Here is a 14,598-nt window from a genome sequence, read left to right on the forward strand (position 1 = left end):
ATAGAAATTACTACGATTAAAAAATATACCTTAAATACATTTTCATATTCTAAGTCCCCTTAATGACAGAAATTTTTATCTAGTTGACGATGGTGTGATTCTAAATTTTATTTAATTGTACTTAAGTTATATACACATTCTAATCTTTGCATCAAAAATTTCATCGGACTTTTTTTAAAGCTTTCTTTTTTAATACCTTTAAGACTAAAATGGAACCCCTTGGTTTAATATACTTAAATCCCAAATGAATAGCTAGATAATTCTGGAAATAAAAGCGTTCGTAAAAATACACGTTTACGAACGGTTTAAAAACAGCTAAAAAGACTGGAAAAGGCGTTCATAAACGTGTCAACACACTTTACGAACGTTCTTTTGATATATACCCCATTTACGGACTGGAAAAAATGGTATCTAGACAGGCTGCTACCTTTGATTTAAGTCATTCGTCTATCGAACTTCTCACTATTCTGTAGTTGAGTGATTTTGAAAAATTTTAGCACTATACCACGTTCCGCAACCTCATGCTAAATCAACAAATAACAAAAACCTTTTAGTGTATCTTCAATAACTTCACGAATATCAAAGTTAATACTGCAAATGGTTCTTGCACTAATAAACAGTACGGCTGCTCAATTATTCGTTTTCTCAAGAACATTATATTTTTCAACCGGCGTCCTTCGATCTTTTTCTATTTATTCATTTACACACAATATTTTACGCTTTCGTTCGTATAATTTTATTTTATGAACAATTTGTATCTTTCGATTTATTTACTAACGGACTGAGCAAGAGGTAAGGTTCACCTATTTCTGAATAAGCTTCCCTCAGGTATAGACCAACTTATCTGGAATAGTTCACCGCCTATTTTTCCAACAAACCACCTTTCAAAATTAGTCTCTTTTCTTGCTTTTTGTTTAACAGAATCTTTGGTTCGATAGCACTTAACTGTGTAGAATTTACTAGAAATGCTTTTGGAGCTACTTTGTGCGCTGTACCATTCGTGCTAGGCACGGTTGATACAGCGCAGGCAATTTAGGTATGGGAAAAGTGTTCAAGTCACTATACGCACACACTACTTTCGAACCGCTGTAAATAAATTCGAGTTTTCTTGCATCAAATTTGTTTTCATTAATGATTTTTTGGAAGGTCATCTTGAATTGGTTTTCTAATGAGTAACTAACGTCGTCTCCCTTTACTGACTCTCCGAAATTTAACACATCTTCTTTCTTTAATACCAAAGCGCCCACATCATTTATGTCATGTCCCTGATGTGCTCTTGATGCCATGATTTTAAGAGAGTGATTTCGTTCTAATGATTTTTCTAGCACCATTTTTCATCCTCACCTTTCGATTTCAATTTCGATGTTATTTGCTTTAGGGGGCTGCTTGTTTTCTCCGAATTCAAGACTATCTTCTTTATGACTATCTGCCCTTAACCGATTTGCGAAGTTCTTGATATATACTTCATCTTGCTTCAGCAGTTCGTCATGATACCCATTCTCTAATACCTGATAGGTTTCTTTATTCACTAGCTGCTCTTTCTCCAATTGGTGAAGCGGATGGATGTACTCGCCTTTCTCATATTGGCTAGAGATCAGAAGAGTTTCTTTTCCTTCACTTGGAATAGCAACAAAGTAGGCAATCTGTTCTTGTTTGTATTGGTCGAAGTCTAGGTTATTCATCTCACCGAATGGACGTAGTTCCGTGCTGATGCCGTATATATACATCACAGGCTCGCTGGCATTCAATTCTTTTCCACGATTCAATGCGTGCGCCTCTATCTCTAAATCAGAAGGAACAGACTGTTCTTTTTCTTGAAGCTGTTCCTTCTCTTTTACTTGGTCAAAATGTGAATCTATTTCGTCGATAAATTCACTGGATGTGCTGCGTACTTCGTTCAATAATTGTTCTTTGTCTTTCAACGCTGCTCCGTTTGTCCAGTTTGCTAGATAAGAGAGCGTGAAGTCTTCTGTATCGATGTCGTATCGATTGGCGACCACATACGCGACCATCTCCGCTTGGAATTCTTTCTCGCTTGTTGATAATTCCTTAGCACGTTCTGGTGTGTGCATTTTGGCGTGCGCTAATTCGTGAATCAGAACAGATACATTCTCAAACTCCGTGTTCCGTGGATTCAAGGCAATGATTTTTTGTGTAGGAGAAGCTGCGCCTTTTGCGGTCCCGAGTTCAAAAGGTGCTTCATCTACAATGGTGAAATCTAACCTAGTGGCGACTTTACTTAAAGCCTCCATCAGTTCTTTGTTACTTTCAAGGCTCCCGTCTCGGTGGTACTTCCCAAAGATTTCAGAGACCGATAAATTTAATTCACGGGCGTTGGTCTGCGTATATTCAAAGACGTGACCAATTTTAAAGAAGACTTTCTTGGATGTTTCAATTTGCTTTTGGGCAATCAGTTCTCTTTCGTGCTTGTTGGCTGCTGATACGGGTACATCAATGCCATTTTTCTTATAAAACTCTACCGGCGCAGGAACGAGTATTTTAATTCCTTTCTCGCCTTTTTGAACAGCCGCTCCTTTGTCTTTCCAAAAATTAAAGGAGCCCACTGCTTGGGCTCCCATGAACTGCTTATCGATCAATACCATATTGCGTTGCGAGTAGTTATGAAAGTTGGCCATGAAGGTCAGGTGTTCCTGCAGTGCTTTTTCAGAAACAAAATACGATTCAATCTGCTGATCCATGCCCGCTGTCAACTCTTCGATTTCCTTCATTTTCTCTTCGGGGGTTTTCTTTTTCCCTTTAAACGCCATTCAAATCCTCACCTTTCCACTTCAATTACTTTCTTCGGTTCCTTTTGTTTTACGGGGGTTTTCGCTTCCACCAAATCAATGTTCCAGTCTTTGTTCTTTGGCTTATCGACTTCAAAGTTTGTTAGATAGTTAGACCAACGCTCAACGAATTGTTCACCGGCTGCATCATTATCTACCGCAAAGATGACCTGTTCCACGACCGCTCCACGCTCCTTACAGTCTTTGATCAAGTCTCGAATGCCAGTAGTCGTACTTTGGTCTTTCAAGCCGGACATGGACAGCAAACGAATGTTTTCGGGCCGTTTCAACTCGAAATAACTGAGCGCGTCAATCGGGCTTTCGAATAACGCAATCTTGTTTGGTGAACCAATATCCAACCGGAATCCGCCATCTTCTTTACTGTTGGCCATGATTTGTTTGAAGGAGCCGCGCTTGTTATCCATCTTCACAGTGCCTTGCCGATCTCCACCGACAATCTTGCCGGCAGAATCTTTCCACTTAAAAATCCCGTTCTTTAATTTGTCTTCAGCCAGCAAACCTTTTCGGACTAGAGCGGCAACAATTTTAGGATTCAGCTTCCGCTCCTCGGTTAAATACGTCGAAATGTTTTCATGTTTTGCAACTTCTTGATGCAGCGGGTATTCGAATTCCTTCGCAACATGCCGCTCCGCTTCTCTGGAGAATGTCTTTGAATGATCTTGTGTATTCACATCCCGAACTGCATCCTGGAACGTCATGTCGTAATACTCTCGAGCAAAACTAATCGCTCCATAGCCGCCTTTACTTCGGCTATTCCAGTACCAATGACCACTATCCTTAACGACCAGCGAATCATGTTCTGGATGACGATAATAATGTCCTTGCTTCTCCATTGCTTCTCCTTTAGATTGCAAATAATCCAGTACATGAACTTCATTGGCTTTTCGAACTTCTTCTCTGTCCACTCGATCACCCACCCCAATCACTCCTTTTTGATTACTAGAAAAAGACCGCTCAGCGCAAAGATGCGCTCAGTAGTGGTCAACGTGGCCACTGCTGAATAGTTTTTATTCTTCGTCGATTTCGTCAGCCGCTCCCTGCAGTTCGGCTAACTCCATTTCCGGAAACTCTTCGCGCAATACTGACTCTTCCGTGTTCAAAATCAATTCGTTTGTGTCTGAATCCACTGGTACTAAGAAGACATTCTCTGTCACCATATGGAGCAGCACTTCACGATCCGATTCCTTTAGTTCGATTTCAATATCTTTACCGTTTACCGAAACCAATACATCTTCTTCTCCAACTTCCTTGATTAAACCGAGTGTGTAATTATGACTGAATACTGCCATCCTTAACCGCTCCCTTTTCTATTGATTGTCTTTCCGTTGCTTCTGTTCCGTGATCCGCGACTCAACCAAATCATCCACCTGTTTTAAGAACGGAGGCGGGTTCATATCCGTGGTCATGATGTGTTCGATGTTCTGTAATTGCATCAATCCCTGGAGCAGTTCAATCAGTTTTTGCGTGTTCCGATCCGTGTTGTTGGTCCCCAAACGAATCTTGTTTACTTCTTTTGCAATGCCCGCTTCGATCATTTCTTCGACTGCAGTGGAAACGTTATGCGAGATGGTTTGCGACAGCAAGGAGCTATTTATCTTATTGGTAACCAGCTCCTTGTGTTCCTTGATGATCATTTCCAACGCCAAGGAAGCGCTATCCAGCGGCAAATTATGAGCGGCTGCGTAATCTTTAAGGTATTGATCTGTTTCCTCATCAATCCGATACCGGAACTGTTTTTTATTATGTGTGTATGGTTTAACCATGCGACTACCCCTTTCTTAGATGTGTCCAATTTCAGACTGATGTTTCACGTTCTTTCGTATTCCTGTTCTTTCTGCAACTCTTCATAAGCCTTTTGGTTTTTCACTTTTTCCAAATCATCTTTGGCATAACGGCTCACCAGATAGACCGCCTTATTTAAATCACGCTGGACAATAAGTTTGCACGGCTTCTTGTTTTTTCTAGCAATCTCTTTTTGTTTCGAATCATATTCACTCACTTCTTTTAAGATGGTATTGCCCATCCGTGTATACAAGTCCTTCATCTTTGTATCCCGATAGTTCTCCGACTTCTCGGAGTTCCCGTACATCCGTTTATGAATCTCAACTTCCCTCTCCAGTTGCTGCCGGAAGTCTTTGAACTCTTCCTTGAAATGTTTTTCAATGTACATCGTTGTCAGCTTATCAATCTCCGGCCGGACATCTTCAATAGCCTTCATGTTGTAACGCCACATCCGTTTATCCTCCGGCAGCTGCTTATGGATCTCCTTAAACTGCCGAACCAAATCGGGATTCATAATTTGATTCTTTAATCTATTGAACGGGTCATCGCGCTTGGAATTAATGACTCGCTCCCGGATAAAAACATTGAGCTTTTCGTTGTGTTTGGAGCGGTCTTTAATTTTGTTAGCCACTTTTGATTTCATGGAATCGATGGAAGCTTGCTTTCGTTTGCCCCGCTCCTTAAAGTCTTTCGTCTGCACGATAGCCACATGGACATGAATGTTGTCTGTGTTGTAATGGATAGCCCCTGTCCAGATGGCCGAATCAATCATGCCTTCCTTCTTTAGCATATCTTGAACAGCGGAACGGGTTGCTTCTTGAATTTGTTTGTTGTCGATATTTTTGCCTTCTAAGACGCCGCTTTCTTTCAGCCAATCGTTATCAAAAGAGATGACGTCCTGCCATAAGACACTGCCGCTCTCCTGTGCCTTTTTAAATTCTTCTTTGAAGAAATCCTTATCCGCATCGTTAAGACTGTCCCTGCTTAACGTGAAGAGCCCAGTCGACTTCTCTTCGTTGCTCATGTAGTCCTGGTACTTCTCAAAAGCATTTGCCTTGTCATGCGTTTCTGCCCGGTCCATGTAGTTCAGGTAGTCATTGAACGACGTTCCTCCCTCACTGCCGGCGATAAATTTCGACTTGATGACAACCGCTGGTCTACTCGTCAACGGCCATCAACTTCTTCAGCAAATCGACCAGTTCATAGACGCTGTCGGAAGTCTTTTCCATGAACAGCGTATTAACCTGCAATTGTTTTTCAAAACTGTTGTCGGCTTGTGAAACCATTTCGAGCAGCGTTGTCTTTTCAATCAATTCTTTAAGATAAGATTGCCGAGAAAGGTTCTTTTTCTTTGCCCATTCATCAATTTTCTTCATAGCGTGCGGATCTACATCGCGAATTAATATGTCCATGAGAGTGCCTCCTGTGTTGTGTTATCTGTGCTGCTTGTTTAACCCCAAACCTAGAAATGGAAAGAGAAGAGCATAAGGGAAATCTGCTATCACTTTCAGTGTTAGACCAGGCGGAGCCTGGGATTAAGGTGATATCACGAAAACAAGTCAAATGCCTCCACGTGGAGGCACGTAAAACCACCTATTTGCCTCCACGTGGAGGCATGTAAAAGTCATGGTTAAATGTTCAAATCGTATTGTTTTTGTTTCAGCCGCTCCACTTTTGAACGAATATTTTTGATGTCGCCGGCCATAGTTTCTTTCTCTTTTTCGTAGCCTTCAATGCTCTTCTCCAATTGGAAAACCTCATTGTTTGTTTCGACTTGCTCATCTACTGTTTGATAAAGAAGGTTCACTTGGAGCTGCTCAATCTCTTTCTGAATCTCAACAACCACATCGTCAACCATGCCGCTCTTGTCTTCCAATTCCTCGATGTCCCGCTCTGAATCTGCAATCAATTCGCCGGTAATTTCCAGTGCGTATTCCGTAAAGTTACGGTCAGGTATCGTTTCTTCACTGACCACGCGCTGATCCGTATAAATGGTGGAAATCACTTTGTCTTCCGCTTCTTCAGTTTGCCCTTCGGTGAATAAATCATCGTAACTCTTTTCGCCTTTGGTGAAGCGGAGAGCCATCTGATTGAAATCTTTTGGAACATTTTTAACGTGGATAATGTAGATATCACTTTCGGCATAAACGATTTCCGTCGGCAACTCTGCAGATAATCTCTCTCGACTGACCGCAGTAAAATCCAACTTCGTCATGTAGTCTTCAATACCATTGGTGATCAGTGTGACCTCCATCATGTTCTGTTCTTGATCGTATGCCCATTCCTTAATAGTGAAATTCCCATTTGCTTTTAAATCAAATTCTTCGTTCAATGCCGTTTGATTGAGCGGAATGTCTCCTGCCATAAAGAGCTTCGAGGTTCCGAAAAACCCGAAGCCAATAATGAAAAGAAAAGCCAGTGTGATGTACAGCGTTGATATGTTGAGCTTCAGGTTTTTCTTTTTCTTTTTCGCCATCTAAATCCCTCCGTATTCATTTTCAAGTGGTTCAATTCGATCTACCTTTAATTGATTTCCTTCTACTATGAAAAAGAGTTTTGCATACAATTCATGGTCTTCTTCATAACTCGACGATGCTATTTTTTCGTTATACGTGTAATGAACGATTGCCTCATCTTCACTTTCGAAGTCAGTAAATACGTTGATTTTTTTGATATCGATTACTATGTCTTGAAGGTTTTCGTCTTCCCCATCTGATGGATATAACGTTTCATAGAGAGTTTCAGTCATGTAGTTTTTTGCCATTTTTTTTCGAGTGGTATAGGTTTCTGAATCACTTTCAAAGGCGTATTCAATAAAGCGTTTGGATGCGTTTACGATTTCGGCAGCATCTTGATCGCCTTCAATATTCATTGGAACTTCTTCTGATTCTGTTTCATCATCCGATTCTTCCTGCTGCTTTAGTTGGTCTTTTAAAGAGTTAATTTGTTCTTCTTTTTCTAGTAACTCACTAGTCATTGTTTGGCTACTTGGTTCTTCTTGGTTACTCGTAGCCTCTTCTTTTGTGAAGGTATAAACATTAGCTGCTAATGAGATTAGTAGAATAAAAGAGACGAGAAAAAGAATGTGTTTCACCGAAAAATTCATACGCGCGCCTCCTAAAATAGATAACTAGTGGGATCTAAATAACCGCCCCATTGTTGTGTTTTGATTTCAAAGTGCAAGTGAGGACCCGTGGAACGTCCGCTGTTCCCGCACATCCCAATAGGTTGTCCGCTCTTTACAGTGGCTCCATTACTAATTTGTATTTTGGATAGGTGAGCATAGGTTGTGAATACGGTAGCTTCATGTTGAATGGTAATAAAATTCCCATAGCCAGGCGCTCCGCTCGAGGTGCCGGCATAAACAATTGTTCCATCGAAAGCGGCATTGATGGAGATACTAGCATCACATTTCAAATCAAGTCCGTCGTGGTGATCGAGTCCACCGCCAATATTCCGGTAGCCATATCTAGAGTTAATGGCCAAGTCTCTATCCACAGGAGATGAGAGTCCTTCTGTCAGTTTCATAGAGTTTCCTCCGACAGCGGACGGGAGGTACTTCAACACTGCATCGACATATTCAATATCTCCGTAACAGGCATGATGCTCGATAGCGGAAGGACGATGGCATTTATAAATGCCTGTATGTGCTAGCTTTTTATACTGCAATTGTGAAAAAGAAATGGCGAGTTCCTTTGTGTAAGAACCGCCATTCGCTAACACGTAATCAATAAACCCACTCCCAAAATTGTAGCTTTGCAACGTCAGTTTGATGTCCTTTCCTGCGCGTTCAAATACTGAAACAAAATGCTTCACCCCGTATTGAATACTTTCGTCCGGATTTGTAATGCAGCCAATAGAACCGCATTTCGATTCGCTGGCTTGCATGGGATCGTTTCCTTTCCCACCGGATTCCTGCATCATCAGTGCCAATAGCAATTCGGTCTGTCCTTCCATATCGTACTTGGCAAGCTCGTTTGAAATGGCGTCACGGTATTGGGTGACCTCTGGCGAAACGGATGCTGGACCGGTGCCGACACCGATGCCATTTCCCGAAGAACCATCATCTGGACTGGAGAACATTGAGAAGATCCCTGCTGTAAAAATCAAGATGATTACGATGGCCAGAGCAGAACCGGCAACGATTAGCTTAGTTTCCATGCCAATTGGGTTGTACTTGAGCAAAGCGAGTTTGAGAGCGGTCTTAGCAAGTTGTGCCTTCGAACGCGGTTGCGCCATGCTATGCACCTCCTCCAAATATAGCGAGTTCCTGTTTTGATACATCGACTGAAAAGACAATGTTTTCGTCTCCTGAGATAGAAAGAACGACCTTCCCTGTTTCAAGATGTGGGATGACACGCGTCTCTGATTCCGTTAACTGCCCTTTGAATACGTTCTGGATAGCCGATAAGGATTGAGCGTCCTGTTGACCGATAAATTTGTATTGCGTCAAGTCGAACAAGGCTTTGACGTTTTCAGCGTATTCGTTGTTGGAACCATCTGGAACGAAGTCAGAAATAAGATGTGAAGCGAAAAAGAGACCGCCAAAATACTTTCGAGCCTCGCGCATGAACTTGTTTAAATACAACACAGCCGGCTGTGAAACTTCTCGCGTGTTGATCAAGTGATGCCCTTCATCAATTAGAACTAAGAATTTCGAAGCATCTTCGAAAGCCAGTGCTCCTTTGTTGTACGCATTGAATTGCGGCGCCCCTTCTGAAATCATGCTGTCCCACAACATATTCAGAATGCTAAAGATTTGTGCCTGGTAGATTTCCGGTTTTAAGTTGGTTAAATTCCGCAAGGGGAACGATACAATGCCTTCCTCATTAAAACTCTCAATAGAAGAAGTGCCATCGAAGATGCTGCCGTAGTTGTCGACCAAGTTCGTTAGGGACAACTCAATGTTCGATAGACGCAGCTCCCGCTCTTGTGCTAAATGTTCATGCCGTATTTGCTGGCCAAAGTCTTTGTACAGTTCCGCTCTCACTAGAGCAAGAAGGTCTGAAAATGTCGGGTATTCACTCGCTTTGAACTTGGTGATTGGAATGATTTCATCCGGATCTCTGGACCACAATTTCCGTTCAACGTACAGTTTACGAAGCAGAATTTCAAACTCCGTACTCTCGGTCGCATTGGCCTGCGGATTGATGAAGTTGTAGAAGACGCTCATTTTCGATAGGTGCTGCGTAAAGGACTGCATTTCGTTTGTGGAGCCGTCTTCCTCATTCGTTACCGTTTTGAATACTTGGAGCGGGTTAATGATGCCGCGAGAACCATCTAGCGCAATCTCTTTGCCGCCCATCTCTTCTACCAGGCTTCTGAACTCACCGGTCACGTCCAGAATGCGGACTTTGTTGCCTTTGCTGGCTTGATCCATCACCGTCTTCTTTAGCAGCGTAGATTTACCGGAGCCCATCTTTCCGACCATCAACGCGTTATAGGACTTCCGGTTTTTATCTTTGTGGAACAGGTCAAAGACCACGCTGCCGTTTGTTTCCGTCGTCCCATAATAGGTGCCATGCTCGTCCGTTAAGCTGGTGTAATGAAAGGGATAACCACCGGCAACCGATAAAGCTTGAATCTCCTTCCCTTTCCGCTTGTTGATGAATTGCAATTGATTATCGTAGCTGGCAAAGATACCGGACCACAAATAATCCTGCTCATTCAGCAAAACTGAGCCCCGGAAGTTCAAGCTTTCCAACTCATCCAATACCTGACGCACGCGCTGCTCCAGCTCCTCAAACGTCTTGGCTTTCACATACGCCCGGAGATGGATTCGCTTCATGATTTCGCCTTTGGTGATTTGCTTGTAGACGCCATCAAGTTCTTCGTAACTGGCTTTGGCATCGATACGATCCACATTGTCTTTCGCTGTTTGGTAGCGGGTATTCTGTTCGGCCATGGATTTGTTGATGGATTCAATGATTTCTTTTTTGTCCGCTGTGGCCACGTCCAGCGTGACGACTGCGTGTTCAATCCGCATCAATTCTTCCAGCCAGAAGTCACTGACCAGCGATTGGTACTTGTAGACATGAATGCAAGAGATATAGCCGTCTCCTGTCTTCACGTAGCCACTCTCGAATTTGATGCCGCCTTGTGGTTGAATCTTTGAAAGCAGGTAGGGATTGAATCCTCTTTCCGCTTTCACCTCATTATCATTTTTCGGTTTCAGTAATGCGCTTAAAACATTCAACATGTCGTGTCCTCCTAGACTTCGGATAGTGGTTTAGAATTTAAGTTCGCTAACTGATACAGGATGCTCAGTTTCTTTTCCAGCGATAATTCACGGAGCGGGTTGCTGCGTGCCATCAATTTTCGTGCATGAACTTTGTTCTCCAGCATGGTTTTCAAATCATTGCTGTAGATGAACAGGAAGAATTCGCGGTCTGTGCGGTTGTTTTCTAGAAACTCCAGGTCTTTCAATTTCTTTTCCAAGTGTGGCAGGTAATAGGGATTCTGATTCCGTCGAATATCGCGCATGACGTGCCGTTTTGGAATCTCCAGATTGACCGGCGTATTGAGCGGGACCACTTTAACGGATGGCAAGTAGGCTTGAAAAAAGTGAGCCAGCGAATAGATATCGTTGTCTTTATCTGTTTCATTCAATGAATAGATATCCTTACTGGTGATTTGAAGGATCTCCATGAATTCACCATTCCGCATTTCAAAGAATTCGGAATCGGTGATGTCGACGATGGGTGCAATATCCGCAAAAGAGGACAGGACTTTCTTTTTCGTGTTGTGCGCTTTCCGGTCCGCGGCAATGTCCCGCTCATCTAGCAGGGCAGTCCGGCTTTTGGATTTCGCACGTCTCTTTGTTTCTTCAAATAGGGCCATCTTTATTCCTCCTCCTCGTAATCAATTGCGCTATACGTGTCTTTTTTTCGGACCATTGCGTACAGAATCGCTTGATTCATTCGTTTCTGCGGATTCGTAGTAGGGCGGATGATCAGAAAGAGCCCGAACAAAACCAGAAATCCGGTAAACGGCCAGACCAGCGATGAATGAACGAACGGCAAAGCAATCATCCGGAAAACAATCAAGCCAATGATGAGAAACAGATCGAACAGGTACAGTGCTTTGTTGATTTTCAATTCCGTCGTGATTTCATTCGGAATTTGGTAGATTCTCATGGATATCAGCTCCTTTAGGAACGAAAAAAGAGACAGCTGCAAGCAGTTATCTCCCTCGCCGGTAATTCTTGATGCGGTCTATTGTGTTCGAACTTTCTTGGTTCAAATGATGCGTATGTGGCCTGCGCATATCGTTCACGTTTGTTTGGTCCGTTTGTTGCGTATGCTGCGGATGATTCCGGTTAACCATTGTTTCATTCACGATGTTTTCGCGGGAAGCACTGTCTTGATTAATCGTCCGGTTAGATCCGCTGCTTGATGTGGATGAAGCACCTGGCGCAGCAGGTGTATCGGAATGGAATTCGCCCCCACCAGAAGCGCCGCTCGTATTCGAGGTCACGTTTCTGGTGCCTTGTGTCGTGTTGCCTTGTGTTTCGTTCACCCTGACGTTTTCATCAATCGTTTGATCACCGCCAGAGCAGTTGATGGTAGTGGTGCTTTGTTGACGCGCAGAAGGACCACTGCTGGTTTTAGTGCGGTTTGGTCCTACCGTTGACGCTGGAGCCGTTGCAGAGTTGCTTGGATTCGGACTTGCTGTCATACGCGGACCAGAAGTGGAACTTCCTGCTGAGCTGTCACGAACTGCGGAATTGCCTTCTTTTTGTTCATGGATGCTTTCAAGTTCGTCATCTGTTCCAGCTGTTGGGTGTTCCATACGCTGGTTCTGGATACTGCCAGTAGTCACTGCCGGTGATGATCTGCCACTTGTACGATTTGTATCGTTTAGCGATGGAGCAGAACCACTTGAACCAACCAATCTTGGACTAGCTCCAGAAGCGTTAGAATCGCTGCTTTCTAAATCATTTGGCGAAGGTATTTGTCCTCCAACTGCTCCCGCACCTTGTGGGGGCTCCTGAGGCCCTTTTTCATTGCCTGGTAAAATAACTCTTCCTGAATGTGTGTGTCTAAGAGAGGTCCCATCATTTCCAACAGTTTTATTTGATTCCGTACTTCCTGTTGTGTTTTCTTTCGAAAGTTCACTGTCATCATTCGGAGAAGGTAACTGTCCGTTTTTCTCACTATTTTCCTTTTCATCTGATTCCATATGAGGTCCCTTTTGGCCAGCTGACCCACTAGCATGTGCTAAATCAGCGGAAATTTCACTGCCAGCCAAGCCGGTCTGAGTCCCCCTTTTTTCGCACTGTCATTCGGAGATGTGGCATTTTCAGTAGCTGCTCCATTCTTATTCTGACGACCTGCCAGTTTCTCACCCTGTCCATTCTCTTCTTCAGAACTGCCAGAACCACGGAAGCGGCTCATGGTGTTCATTGCCGCTCCACCGGCACCGGAAATCAACTTGCCACCGGCATAAGCTCCTGCCAAGACACCCCAGCCGTTTTTAAGACCGGCATCGATGCCGAATAAGCGCTCCACAATGTTCGGTCCATCTATAACGGCGACCGAGAAAGCGATTAAGGCAATCAAATAGGCCAAGCCATCCAATTCAGCAGCTACGTACGCAGTGCCAATCATATAGATCTTCATGGAGAGAAAAATCAAGATAATCACGAGAAACGTATTCAAAATGGATTGCATGATTTTTTTCGTTTTTTGTCCATCGTGTATATCGGCTGGAGCCACAAGTAAGGCCAGGATGTAGTTGAATGTTAATTCAAAAGACAGCCTGGCCAATTTGTATGCGATTGAGAAAAGCGTAAATGCCATAACAGCTAGGGTCGTCAATAATGTGAGCCAGTTGATATTATAGCGGTAATAGAATTCGTTTGTCCAAGGCATCAATGTGCTGTCTTCGAGCTCTACCAATTCTTTCTCAGTGATGGACCAAGTTAATTTATGTGATACAATATCTCTTCCTTCCGGTGTTAATTCTAACTCATCTCTTTTTGCATCCAGCTTTTCTGTGACAGAAAGGTGGGCAATCATGGAAAGCGGAAGTGTATTCGGTGGATCGAGTTCGGTTGTTTCCCAATCCTTTTTATCGAACTCCAATAAATCTGTGAGCTGCCTTGAAATGATGTTGTCAGATAAAGAGCCTTCGCCTTCATCATATAATTCACTCGTATTGATGGCGTTGATGGCACCATCCGTAAATTCGTTGGCCTTGCCCATCCCTTGAGACAGCGCCACTACAATAGCCAGCGCAATAAACAAATTCATGGCTATGCCTTCGCGATCAAATTTCTTCTGGAATATTAGCAAGTAACCGGTATAAAGCAGACTGAACGCTAAAAGAATGTACAAAAAAGGACGTATCGTGTCAACGAACGTCGCAATTTCTGGATTTTGAAAGAATTGTTTGACGAGCAGTACTTCGTCTGTCACTTTTTCGAGTCCATCTACTATAAAGGCAAGTCCTTTAACAAACACCCACCCCAACCAGCGAACCATGTCGCTGATTGCGGTGCCGATGCTTAAAAACTCACTGAATTCTTCAATTTTTTCTACAATTTCTGTATCTTTCATTCTACTTCACTCTCCTGTAATCCTAAGAACCGTATAGTCCTTGTTGTTACTGATGGAGTTTCACAAAGTGAGTGAGCTCTTCAGTCAAACGTGTACCCTCATAGCTTTCTACTTCAAAACTCCCTTTTACTTTATTGTCTTCGACATAATAAAGTTCATTGTAAGTATCAAAGCCATCAAAAGGCAATACAGGGCGATTATCTTCTGCACCTTCTTCCGACTGATAAACGTTGTATATGCCAATTTCAATTTCTTCGCTCTCAGCTACACCCTTTACATATTCTTCGAATTCTTCGCCGTTGTCATTCACAACCAGGAGAAATCCATTCTTATCTTCTTCCATATATTCTTTTACATCTTCAACGTAAATCTGCTTGAAGTATTCTTTTTCGCCACAGCCGACCAACATCAGAACGGCAGTCAACAGAATAACCATTTTTTTCATTAAA

16 protein-coding genes are annotated in these 14,598 nt (G+C 43.0%); all 16 read right to left on the reverse strand.

What is annotated here, in order from left to right; translation table 11 throughout:
- Positions 1–977 precede the first annotated feature (977 nt).
- The gene (locus I858_RS16460) at positions 978–1,331 is read right to left on the reverse strand and encodes a hypothetical protein (RefSeq protein ID WP_049694964.1); all 354 of its coding nucleotides are present in this window, start codon (positions 1,329–1,331) and stop codon (positions 978–980) included.
- 9 nt (positions 1,332–1,340) lie between these two features.
- A complete protein-coding gene (locus I858_RS16465) occupies positions 1,341–2,768 on the reverse strand; it encodes an ArdC-like ssDNA-binding domain-containing protein (RefSeq protein ID WP_049694965.1) in 1,428 nt (475 codons plus the stop codon).
- Between the two features lie 8 nt (positions 2,769–2,776).
- Positions 2,777–3,724, reverse strand: coding sequence for a DUF3991 and TOPRIM domain-containing protein (locus I858_RS16470; protein WP_049694966.1), 948 nt, complete (start codon positions 3,722–3,724; stop codon positions 2,777–2,779).
- 90 nt (positions 3,725–3,814) lie between these two features.
- Entirely contained in the window at positions 3,815–4,096 is a 282-nt protein-coding gene (locus I858_RS16475) for a hypothetical protein (protein WP_049694967.1), read from the reverse strand.
- Positions 4,097–4,114: 18 nt separating this feature from the next.
- Complete coding sequence (locus I858_RS16480; RefSeq protein ID WP_049694968.1) at positions 4,115–4,570, reverse strand: hypothetical protein; 456 nt, start codon at positions 4,568–4,570, stop codon at positions 4,115–4,117.
- A 44-nt stretch (positions 4,571–4,614) separates the two neighbouring features.
- Positions 4,615–5,757 carry a MobP2 family relaxase gene (mobP2, locus tag I858_RS16485; RefSeq protein ID WP_083553759.1) on the reverse strand — a complete coding sequence of 381 codons (1,143 nt, stop codon included), beginning with the start codon at positions 5,755–5,757 and terminating at the stop codon, positions 4,615–4,617.
- A complete protein-coding gene (locus I858_RS16490; protein WP_049694970.1) occupies positions 5,747–6,001 on the reverse strand; it encodes a hypothetical protein in 255 nt (84 codons plus the stop codon). The genes mobP2 and I858_RS16490 overlap by 11 nt, the downstream gene beginning before the upstream one ends.
- A gap of 218 nt (positions 6,002–6,219) precedes the next feature.
- Positions 6,220–7,065: a hypothetical protein gene (locus tag I858_RS16495; protein WP_049694971.1), complete on the reverse strand. Its 846-nt coding sequence runs from the start codon at positions 7,063–7,065 to the stop codon at positions 6,220–6,222.
- Positions 7,066–7,695 (reverse strand): hypothetical protein, encoded by a 630-nt coding sequence (locus I858_RS16500; protein ID WP_049694972.1) that lies wholly within the window; start codon positions 7,693–7,695, stop codon positions 7,066–7,068. It lies immediately after the preceding gene.
- Between the two features lie 11 nt (positions 7,696–7,706).
- The gene (locus I858_RS16505; protein WP_065524946.1) at positions 7,707–8,828 is read right to left on the reverse strand and encodes a lysozyme family protein; all 1,122 of its coding nucleotides are present in this window, start codon (positions 8,826–8,828) and stop codon (positions 7,707–7,709) included.
- Between the two features lies 1 nt (position 8,829).
- Complete coding sequence (locus I858_RS16510; RefSeq protein WP_049694973.1) at positions 8,830–10,788, reverse strand: VirB4 family type IV secretion system protein; 1,959 nt, start codon at positions 10,786–10,788, stop codon at positions 8,830–8,832.
- Between the two features lie 11 nt (positions 10,789–10,799).
- Positions 10,800–11,429, reverse strand: a complete 630-nt coding sequence (locus tag I858_RS16515; protein WP_049694974.1) for a hypothetical protein — start codon at positions 11,427–11,429, stop codon at positions 10,800–10,802.
- Between the two features lie 2 nt (positions 11,430–11,431).
- Positions 11,432–11,725, reverse strand: coding sequence for a DUF5592 family protein (locus tag I858_RS16520; RefSeq protein WP_049694975.1), 294 nt, complete (start codon positions 11,723–11,725; stop codon positions 11,432–11,434).
- A 46-nt stretch (positions 11,726–11,771) separates the two neighbouring features.
- Positions 11,772–12,839 (reverse strand): hypothetical protein, encoded by a 1,068-nt coding sequence (locus tag I858_RS16525; protein WP_065524947.1) that lies wholly within the window; start codon positions 12,837–12,839, stop codon positions 11,772–11,774.
- Entirely contained in the window at positions 12,809–14,149 is a 1,341-nt protein-coding gene (locus tag I858_RS16530) for a pLS20_p028 family conjugation system transmembrane protein (protein WP_065524948.1), read from the reverse strand. The genes I858_RS16525 and I858_RS16530 overlap by 31 nt, the downstream gene beginning before the upstream one ends.
- Before the next feature lie 46 nt (positions 14,150–14,195).
- On the reverse strand, positions 14,196–14,594 hold the full coding sequence (locus tag I858_RS16535; RefSeq protein WP_049694977.1) for a membrane lipoprotein lipid attachment site-containing protein: 399 nt from the start codon (positions 14,592–14,594) through the stop codon (positions 14,196–14,198).
- Between the last annotated feature and the right edge of the window lie 4 nt (positions 14,595–14,598).

The organism is Planococcus versutus, from assembly GCF_001186155.3.
In the GTDB taxonomy this organism is placed as follows: domain Bacteria; phylum Bacillota; class Bacilli; order Bacillales_A; family Planococcaceae; genus Planococcus; species Planococcus versutus.

Excerpts from the sequence above, each read along its gene's own strand:
- I858_RS16465 (WP_049694965.1), bottom strand. The coding sequence starts at position 2,768 with ATGGCGTTTAAAGGGAAAAAGAAAACCCCCGAAGAGAAAATGAAGGAA.
- I858_RS16510 (WP_049694973.1), bottom strand. The coding sequence starts at position 10,788 with ATGTTGAATGTTTTAAGCGCATTACTGAAACCGAAAAATGATAATGAG.
- I858_RS16535 (WP_049694977.1), bottom strand. The coding sequence starts at position 14,594 with ATGAAAAAAATGGTTATTCTGTTGACTGCCGTTCTGATGTTGGTCGGC.
- I858_RS16530 (WP_065524948.1), bottom strand. The coding sequence starts at position 14,149 with ATGAAAGATACAGAAATTGTAGAAAAAATTGAAGAATTCAGTGAGTTT.
- I858_RS16475 (WP_049694967.1), bottom strand. The coding sequence starts at position 4,096 with ATGGCAGTATTCAGTCATAATTACACACTCGGTTTAATCAAGGAAGTT.
- I858_RS16480 (WP_049694968.1), bottom strand. The coding sequence starts at position 4,570 with ATGGTTAAACCATACACACATAATAAAAAACAGTTCCGGTATCGGATT.
- I858_RS16495 (WP_049694971.1), bottom strand. The coding sequence starts at position 7,065 with ATGGCGAAAAAGAAAAAGAAAAACCTGAAGCTCAACATATCAACGCTG.
- I858_RS16460 (WP_049694964.1), bottom strand. The coding sequence starts at position 1,331 with ATGGTGCTAGAAAAATCATTAGAACGAAATCACTCTCTTAAAATCATG.
- I858_RS16490 (WP_049694970.1), bottom strand. The coding sequence starts at position 6,001 with ATGGACATATTAATTCGCGATGTAGATCCGCACGCTATGAAGAAAATT.
- I858_RS16515 (WP_049694974.1), bottom strand. The coding sequence starts at position 11,429 with ATGGCCCTATTTGAAGAAACAAAGAGACGTGCGAAATCCAAAAGCCGG.
- I858_RS16505 (WP_065524946.1), bottom strand. The coding sequence starts at position 8,828 with ATGGCGCAACCGCGTTCGAAGGCACAACTTGCTAAGACCGCTCTCAAA.
- I858_RS16520 (WP_049694975.1), bottom strand. The coding sequence starts at position 11,725 with ATGAGAATCTACCAAATTCCGAATGAAATCACGACGGAATTGAAAATC.
- I858_RS16500 (WP_049694972.1), bottom strand. The coding sequence starts at position 7,695 with ATGAATTTTTCGGTGAAACACATTCTTTTTCTCGTCTCTTTTATTCTA.